The sequence below is a fragment of the Enterovibrio calviensis DSM 14347 genome, from assembly GCF_000621165.1.
In the GTDB taxonomy this organism is placed as follows: Bacteria; Pseudomonadota; Gammaproteobacteria; order Enterobacterales; family Vibrionaceae; genus Enterovibrio; species Enterovibrio calviensis.
In genome coordinates this window covers 38524-46533 of the sequence record NZ_JHZA01000025.1, presented here as the reverse complement: position 1 = coordinate 46533, position 8010 = coordinate 38524, and the positions used below count along the sequence as shown (strand labels likewise).

Genomic DNA, 8010 nt, shown 5'->3' with positions numbered 1-8010 from the left:
ACAGATTGTATAGGTCAAATTGTTAAAGAACGTTGACTGTAGAAGCTGCTCTTTTGGAGAAGTCTTCTCATCGTCAGGGCTGCGAATTCTACGCTGCCAGGCGATGAAGTCAAGAAGAAATTTTGAGATTTTTCAACGTTGCTTTCGCAACCTTCAAAACGTCTTGTTGACTCCCTTCAACCGCGATAAGCACTGGGCTTTTCCGTTGAAGCAGGCGGGCATTCTACTGATTGAGTTGTTAACGTCAAGCGTTTATTTTCAATCATTTTGAAGCCGTTTTCGCCGTACTGATTAGGTGGCCAGTTCCGTGTGGAGCGGGTCGCCGTGTCAGTGAGGTCGCATTATAGGGAGGCTTGAAAACTTGGCAAGGGCTTTATGTGAAAAACATCACAAAACAGTGCCGTTCGCGCATTATTCAAGCAAGTTGGTGTATTTAGACACAGACACAGGGATTACGAGTGCTTTTCCTTCATTATTTCTGTCGGTCCAAGCCACTGTTACCTTATAGACTTTGCCGTACGTTTCTACTACTCCAGCAACTTTTTCATGCGTTAGAGATTTCGCACTTGTAACTGTTACAGCGAAAGGGCTGTCTTCTTGCTGATTTACGCAGTCATTAATATTTTCGAACGTCTTACCAGCACACATTGAACCCGTTGTGTTGACAGTTTGAATAAGGGCGACTTGAGATTCAGCAATGACCTTAGCCTCTATAAACATAGCGGCATTCGCTTTCTCAACTTCCATGTAGCCATAGAGCTTCAATGTCCCAATCCCAGACAAAGCCACTACAACTATAGATACGAGCACTTCAATCAGTGAAAATCCGCGGTTAAAAGTCATGAATGCTAGCCTTAACGAGTTTAGGTTGGGATGGGAAAAATTCATTGTTATCGATGCTTTCATCATAACCTGGTGTAAAAGCACCAAACACTTTAGAGGTTCCTTTCTCTACATCGACGATGTAGCTACCTCTTGTCTCAAATGAACCATTAAACAAGAAGGGAAGGTATTTCCAGTTATCCAGTTCCAGACCCAATGAACTCGGCTCGTCAAATAGATCGCAAAAGAACGCCAATGGCCCACTCGTACATGCAACGGTAGTAACAACCTCACCCTGCTCATCGGTTGTCTCACTAACCTCTAACCAAGAGTCTAGAAAGTTTTCTCTTTCATAGTTGAACTGGAAAATGGAGCCATTAAAATTAGCCAATGCCCCGTGGTACGCGATAACACCATCTTTCACTACGATAAAGACAGGATTGCTAATGTCACTTACCATTTCGGCCATATTGCAATCACCATCAACCCAAATTGTTACTAATTGCCCCTCTACATGGCTCCCCTGAGCAACAATGGCGTCTCTTTCCTCAGTGATCGTCTTTCCGCACAGCTCTACGTTACTTTTTACGGTTTGTGTGCCATTGCCATTATCAATGGTCGTTGTACCCGATGTGTTGAAAGAATGATCAAAGTCACTTTTCACCTTTTCCCAATTACTTTTGTCCTCCTGAAACTTTTCTTTAAACAAGTTCATATCCGGCTGATGATCCAAAATGTCGTTTTCAAATTCATTTGTCTTAATCGTATTTGAAGCGACCGTGGTACTAAACCCTTCTTTACATTGTTCATTGTTGGTGGCGAGAAGCTGGGATTCAAATTTTGCGGCGGAATCTCCAGTGTCAATGGTCACATCTCCCCCCGCAATGATGGCAAGACACTCATAGATTTCTGTATTCCCATCTTTACCTACGAGCTCTCCCTTCGCAGGGATCCAACGGTTACCTCCCTCAAGCTTAATGCTTCCTGACGTTTTAAATGCCGACGCCGTGCCACCGCCACCACTTATTAAAGCTGTGTATTTCGCATAACCTGAAGAAGAGATTAAAGACCAAGGGCTCTCTGTGCCCGCAATTGTAATGGTACTGGCAGTTGCACTCGCACACTCATCAAATGAAGTATCGCTGTAACTCGCATCATTGGGATTGAGATCTTTTTGCTCAAATACGGCGATTGCACAATCTAAACCCGCCTTTGCGTTTGCTCTCTGTCTCGCATCCTCTACTAAGTTTTGCGCTTTCTTTATATCACCCACACCAGAGCTCGCTACTGATACTGAGAACAACGCAATAATGACTAAGATGCCGCTGACGGCCGCGAGTGTTGCCATTCCATTTTGATTATTCATCGCTAACCATCCACGTTAGGAATTGAAACAGAAAATACAACCGTATCTGTCATTGTTGGATCTGCTTTAAGAGAGGCAGTAATCGTGACTTCAACAGATTGAAGTGTGTTTGTACTCCCGCCGACGCTGACAAAACTCGACTTTTTAAAAGACAGTGCATCAATCACAATTCTTTCGTATGTCATATCTCGCCAATAACCGCTTAAGCCGCCGCCAGAACTATCACTACTGCAATTCCAGTTATCCAACCCTTTCCAATTTTCATAGATTTCGATAACTGAATTCCCATCAGGGTCGGTGCCTAAACGGTACCCTTTTGCATCATCTTTTCCATAGGTCGCAGCGCCCGAGCGCTTATCATGGTTGTAAGCAAAGCGAATACAAATACCTTCGAGTTGAGTTGCGCTGTCATCAATAAGTATGGAAGAGGTGCCTCCCGCGCCTCCCTCAATGATAAAAGGGTTTGCAGAAGTACAGTCGTAACAGAAACCCGCTCGCGATATTTCACGCTTCATATTGGCCGCTAAAGAATTTAAATGTGTATCCAAGAAGTCACTCTGAAGTTGCTGACTGCCTATACTGGTGTTCACAGAAAAAAGCGCGATTGATGAGGCAAGCACCACGAGACTAACTGTCATACCTATCATCATTTCTACCAAGGTGTAACCTCGAGAAATATATACGTTCACGATGGACAAGACTCCCAATCACCAATAGCGGTATTGCTACATCCTTTAAGGCCTGAATATTGACGAATCATGACACCCGATTCCTTGCCAGTTTCTGTACCTGAAGCCAGCTTCACTGTTTTATTGTTCGACGGAAGACCTGTCATAGGGGAAAAATGAAATAGCTTTGACGGCTCAGTTAATTCCGGCTCTTGAACAGAAAGTAAACCTGAACGCTCTAGGGAAACTTTTTTCAACCCTTCACTATCCGAGCAATCAAAGTTTGATACATCAGGTTTTTCACTAAGACCAATACAGCCATCTTCAATATCAGTGGTTGGTACATAGTGAACATATATATGACGATGACGCATCAGTGACTCCGATTGCCCCATCTCTAGTACGGAGAGCAATTGCATCGCTTTGTTCTCAACCACCGCGGTTTTGTGTGCTGATATATAATTGGGAACAGCAACTGCTGTGACCGCTGCCAATACCGACAAGGTTGTTATCATTTCAATTAGACTCAATCCGCGCTGTCGATTCCATTTACCCACACTGAGCATCCAATTATTCCCACACAACTTGTCTGAATGCTAACACAGAGATAATTTATCCCTCTGGTACATAAGCAAATATCCTGTATAGCGAAACAAATAATGACACTGAGAACTCGAACGTTTCAAACTGGTATGACGTTGATCGAAATATTGGTGGCTGTCGCCATTATCGGAGCCATCGCCGCAATATCGGTTCCTGTCTTTGGACAATATGTGATTAAGTCAGAACGAAGCCGAGCGCAGACGGATCTTTATCAACTGCAGGTTTGGGTTGAGCAGCAGTACACGGTTAACGGGGCTTACCCAGGGGCGATAAGTTGTACAAATTGTCAGTTATCTGACGAATACACTTTCAGCATCGAGGTGGGAGGAGCGGGAAATAATGCCTACAAATTAAAGGCCACGCCAAAAGCAACCTCTAAGCAAAAAAATGATACTGATTGTTATACGATGGTCATCAATGCAGGTTCTGAGCAATCAAACCTAAACAAAGATGATGAAGCCCTCAACAACAAATGTTGGATATAAAAAAACCGGCTTTCGCCGGTTTTTTCTTTTTCTAATTCTTAGCTAGTCAGGTCATCAAAGAATTTCTTCACGCCATCAAAGAAACCTTCAGATTTTGGCTTGTGCTTTTTTGCCGCACTGCCACCTAACGATTCTTCAAACTCACGAAGTAATTCTTTCTGCTTACTGCTTAAGTTAACTGGTGTCTCAACTACCAGCTTACAAATCAGATCACCTAAGCCGCCACCGCGAACAGACTGAACGCCTTTACCGCGCATACGGAACATACGGCCAGTTTGGGTTTCAGTAGGTACTTTCAAGCTCACGCGACCATCTAGTGTCGGTACTTCAACCTCGCCACCCAATGCCGCCATGGTGAAGCTCACTGGCACTTCGCAGTACAAGTTGTTGCCATCACGCGTGAAGATATGGTGGTCACGAACATGAACCTGAACGTACAAGTCACCCGCTGGTGCGCCATATTCGCCCGCTTCGCCTTCACCGGTTAGGCGAATGCGATCACCGGTATCAACACCGGCTGGGATCTTAACGCTAAGCGTTTTAGTCTTCTGAACACGGCCTTGACCATGACAGCTATCACATGGATCTTTGATGATTTTTCCACGACCGTGACAGGTTGGACAGGCTTGCTGAACAGCAAAGAAACCCTGACGCATCTGTACTTGGCCTTGACCATGACAAGTGCCACAAGTCTGTGGTGATGTACCAGGCTTAGCGCCGCTGCCACTACAAGGGTCACAGCTTACATAAGTAGGAACATCAATCTCTTTATTTACACCACGAACCGCTTCCTCGAGGGTAAGCTCCATGTTGTAACGTAAATCGGCACCGCGCTGAGCACGAGCTTGACCACCACGACGACCGCCGCCGCCAAAGATGTCACCGAACACATCGCCAAAGATATCGCTGAAGTCTGCGTTGCCGCCACCAAAGCCGCCACCGCCGCCCATACCGCCTTGCTCAAATGCAGCATGACCATATTGATCGTAGGCTGCGCGTTTCTGAGCGTCAGTCAGGATCTCGTAAGCAAGTTTAACTTCTTTAAACTTGTCTGTGGCTGATTCATCACCCGGGTTTTTATCTGGGTGATACTTCATCGCCAGGCGTTTGTACGCTTTTTTAATGTCGCGTTCACTGGCGTCACGGCTTACGCCAAGTACTTCATAAAAATCACGTTTTGACATGTTCTACTTGTCACCTGTTTCTATACAAAACGAACATTATCTCGCTTCGCATCATACAACTACGGGCGAAGGAGATTCCTCCTGCGCCCGTGCGAAATAAAACGGCTAATTAGCGAGTTTTACTTTTTGTCGTCTTTAACTTCTTCGAACTCAGCATCAACAACGTCGTCGTCTTGCTTCGCTTCAGCACCGGCATCTTGTGATTGAGCTGCTTGAGCTTGTTGCTGTGCAACTTCCATCAACTTCTGAGATGCTGCAATTAGCGCCTGAACTTTCGCATCAATGGCTTCTTTGTCTTCGCCTTTGCGCGCTTCTTCTAGCTCGTTAATTGCTGCTTCGATTTTCTCTTTCTCGTCAGCTGGTAGTGCTTCGCCTGCTTCTTCAACTTGCTTGCGAGTACCGTGTACTAGTTGGTCAGCTTGGTTGCGAGCAGTAACAAGTTCTTCGAACTTCTTGTCTGCTTCTTTGTTCGCTTCCGCTTCCTGAACCATTTTTTCGATTTCGTCGTCGCTCAGACCACCAGACGCTTGGATAGTGATCTTCTGCTCTTTACCCGAGCTCTTATCTTTCGCAGACACGTGCAGGATACCATCAGCATCCAAGTCGAAAGTTACTTCGATTTGTGGCATGCCGCGTGGTGCTGGGTTGATGCCTTCTAGGTTAAATTGACCTAGTGATTTGTTGTAGGTTGATTGCTTACGCTCACCTTGAAGCACGTGGATAGTTACCGCGCTTTGGTTGTCGTCAGCTGTTGAGAACACTTGATTCGCTTTCGTTGGAATCGTGGTGTTTTTCTCAATCAACTTAGTCATTACGCCGCCCATGGTTTCGATACCAAGAGACAGTGGAGTCACGTCTAGCAGAAGAACGTCTTTAACTTCACCTGACAGTACGCCACCCTGAACCGCTGCACCAACTGCAACTGCTTCATCTGGGTTCACGTCTTTACGTGGCTCTTTACCAAAGAATTCAGTCACTTTAGCCTGAACCATTGGCATGCGGGTTTGACCACCCACAAGGATAACATCGTTGATGTCGCTAACAGAAAGGTCTGCATCAGCAAGAGCAACTTTTAGTGGCTCAAGTGAACGAATAACCAGATCTTCAACCAGTGACTCAAGTTTCGCACGAGTCACTTTAATGTTCATGTGCTTAGGACCGCTTGCATCTGCAGTTACGTACGGCAGGTTAACGTCGGTTTGCTGAGCTGAAGACAGTTCGATTTTCGCTTTCTCTGCTGCTTCTTTAACACGCTGCATAGCAAGTGGATCTTTACGAAGATCAATACCTTGGTCTTTCTTGAATTCGTCAACCAAGTAGTTGATTAGACGGTTATCAAAGTCTTCACCACCTAGGTGAGTGTCACCATTGGTTGCTAGAACTTCGAAAGTCTTCTCGCCTTCAACTTCATCAATCTCAATGATAGAGATATCGAAAGTACCACCACCAAGGTCGTATACCGCGATAGTGCGGTCGCCGCCTTCTTTGTCCAAACCGTAAGCAAGTGCCGCTGCGGTTGGTTCGTTGATGATACGTTTAACTTCTAGACCTGCGATACGGCCAGCATCTTTGGTTGCTTGACGCTGAGCATCGTTGAAGTAAGCAGGTACTGTGATAACCGCGCCAGTAACTTCCTCACCAAGGAAGTCTTCCGCAGTTTTCTTCATTTTCTTAAGAACTTCAGCAGATACCTGAGGAGCAGCCATTTTTTGGCCTTTCGCTTCTACCCAAGCATCACCGTTGTCAGCCTTAACAATTTTGAAAGGCATGATTTCGATGTCACGTTGAACTTCTTCATCTTCAAAACGACGACCGATTAGTCGTTTGATTGCATAAAGCGTGTTTTCTGGGTTGGTTACAGCCTGGCGTTTTGCTGGCTGGCCTACCAAAATTTCACCATCCTGGGTGTACGCGATGATTGATGGCGTTGTGCGATCGCCTTCAGCGTTTTCGATTACGCGTGGCTTGTCACCGTCCAGTACTGCTACACATGAGTTGGTAGTACCCAAGTCGATACCAATGATCTTACCCATTAGGTTTTCTCCGAAATTCGTCTTACGTCTATATTGCGTTACCCCTTATATGGGGGCCGCGGTTTAGGGTTCAACCCTGCACAAGAAAAATTTTAAATTTTCTTTTTGATGCCCCTTAGATAAGGGCGCATTCTGGGCTTTCAAGGCCCAGACACAAAAAAACCCGCAAAAAGCGGGCTTTTTTTCAATGAGTCTCTTAAGCCTGCTCGTCAACGTTTCCAGATGCGGCTTTTGACACCATCACCATCGCTGGACGAACAACACGGCCATTCAACTCGTAGCCTTTTTGCATCACAAGCATGACGGTATTCGGCGCGTGCTCTGCACTTTCCTGAATAGACATGGCTTGATGGAATTCAGGGTTGAACGGTTCGCCATGAGGGTTAAGCTCTTTCAAGCCGAACTTCTCTACTGAGCTTTTCATTGTTTGCAATGTTAGCTCTATGCCTTCCAGCATTGGCTTAATGGCTTCGTCTTGCTTATCCGCCATTTCAACCGCACGTTCCATGTTGTCGATAACAGGTAGCAGTTCGTTAGCAAAACGCTCAAGCGCAAACTTACGTGCTTTATCGATTTCCTGCTCAGTACGACGACGCATGTTTTCTACATCAGCACGAGCACGCAATACACTGTCTTGCTGCTCTTTCACTTTTTCTTCGCTTGCTTCAAGCGCCGCTTCAAGCTCAGTGATCCGGCTAATCATTGCATCCGTTTCTGCATCAAGAGCATTTTCGTCTTGCACTTCAACAGTATTGTTTTGCAACTCTTCGTCCTGGATCTTATTTTCTTCTTTGTTCATGCTCTCTCCGACACAATACACTGTGTTGAACCCCAAATTTATTACCATTG

General features: G+C 45.5%; 8 protein-coding genes. 1 reads left to right on the top strand and 7 read right to left on the bottom strand.

Annotation, left to right across the window (positions count from 1 at the left end; genetic code table 11):
* Positions 1-411 precede the first annotated feature (411 nt).
* Genes Q365_RS0117700 through Q365_RS0117685 form a run of 4 tightly spaced genes read right to left on the bottom strand, consistent with a single transcriptional unit; the run spans position 412 to position 3422 of the window.
* Positions 412-843, bottom strand: a complete 432-nt coding sequence (locus Q365_RS0117700; RefSeq protein ID WP_028024603.1) for a type IV pilus modification PilV family protein — start codon at positions 841-843, stop codon at positions 412-414.
* On the bottom strand, positions 833-2188 hold the full coding sequence (locus Q365_RS0117695; protein WP_028024602.1) for a hypothetical protein: 1356 nt from the start codon (positions 2186-2188) through the stop codon (positions 833-835). The genes Q365_RS0117700 and Q365_RS0117695 overlap by 11 nt, the downstream gene beginning before the upstream one ends.
* Before the next feature lie 2 nt (positions 2189-2190).
* Complete coding sequence (locus tag Q365_RS0117690) at positions 2191-2877, bottom strand: PilW family protein (protein ID WP_028024601.1); 687 nt, start codon at positions 2875-2877, stop codon at positions 2191-2193.
* Complete coding sequence (locus tag Q365_RS0117685; RefSeq protein WP_028024600.1) at positions 2874-3422, bottom strand: pilus assembly FimT family protein; 549 nt, start codon at positions 3420-3422, stop codon at positions 2874-2876. The genes Q365_RS0117690 and Q365_RS0117685 overlap by 4 nt, the downstream gene beginning before the upstream one ends.
* A 93-nt stretch (positions 3423-3515) precedes the next feature.
* Here Q365_RS0117685 and Q365_RS0117680 point away from each other — a divergent pair, with 93 nt between their 5' ends.
* Positions 3516-3944, top strand: coding sequence for a type IV pilin protein (locus tag Q365_RS0117680; RefSeq protein ID WP_028024599.1), 429 nt, complete (start codon positions 3516-3518; stop codon positions 3942-3944).
* Between the two features lie 38 nt (positions 3945-3982).
* Here Q365_RS0117680 and dnaJ read toward each other — a convergent pair whose 3' ends face one another.
* The 3 genes from dnaJ to grpE all read right to left on the bottom strand — a co-directional run bounded on the left by dnaJ (position 3983) and on the right by grpE (position 7960).
* Positions 3983-5128, bottom strand: coding sequence for a molecular chaperone DnaJ (gene dnaJ, locus Q365_RS0117675; protein ID WP_028024598.1), 1146 nt, complete (start codon positions 5126-5128; stop codon positions 3983-3985).
* Positions 5129-5247: 119 nt separating this feature from the next.
* Entirely contained in the window at positions 5248-7161 is a 1914-nt protein-coding gene (gene dnaK / locus Q365_RS0117670) for a molecular chaperone DnaK (protein WP_028024597.1), read from the bottom strand.
* 196 nt (positions 7162-7357) lie between these two features.
* Positions 7358-7960 (bottom strand): nucleotide exchange factor GrpE, encoded by a 603-nt coding sequence (gene grpE, locus Q365_RS0117665; protein ID WP_028024596.1) that lies wholly within the window; start codon positions 7958-7960, stop codon positions 7358-7360.
* Positions 7961-8010 lie beyond the last annotated feature (50 nt).

What these genes read in the sequence shown, in the direction of transcription:
- Q365_RS0117700 (WP_028024603.1), bottom strand. Translation starts at nt 843, where the DNA reads ATGACTTTTAACCGCGGATTTTCACTGATTGAAGTGCTCGTATCTATA.
- Q365_RS0117695 (WP_028024602.1), bottom strand. Translation starts at nt 2,188, where the DNA reads ATGAATAATCAAAATGGAATGGCAACACTCGCGGCCGTCAGCGGCATC.
- Q365_RS0117685 (WP_028024600.1), bottom strand. Translation starts at nt 3,422, where the DNA reads ATGCTCAGTGTGGGTAAATGGAATCGACAGCGCGGATTGAGTCTAATT.
- Q365_RS0117680 (WP_028024599.1), top strand. Translation starts at nt 3,516, where the DNA reads ATGACACTGAGAACTCGAACGTTTCAAACTGGTATGACGTTGATCGAA.
- dnaJ (WP_028024598.1), bottom strand. Translation starts at nt 5,128, where the DNA reads ATGTCAAAACGTGATTTTTATGAAGTACTTGGCGTAAGCCGTGACGCC.
- dnaK (WP_028024597.1), bottom strand. Translation starts at nt 7,161, where the DNA reads ATGGGTAAGATCATTGGTATCGACTTGGGTACTACCAACTCATGTGTA.
- grpE (WP_028024596.1), bottom strand. Translation starts at nt 7,960, where the DNA reads ATGAACAAAGAAGAAAATAAGATCCAGGACGAAGAGTTGCAAAACAAT.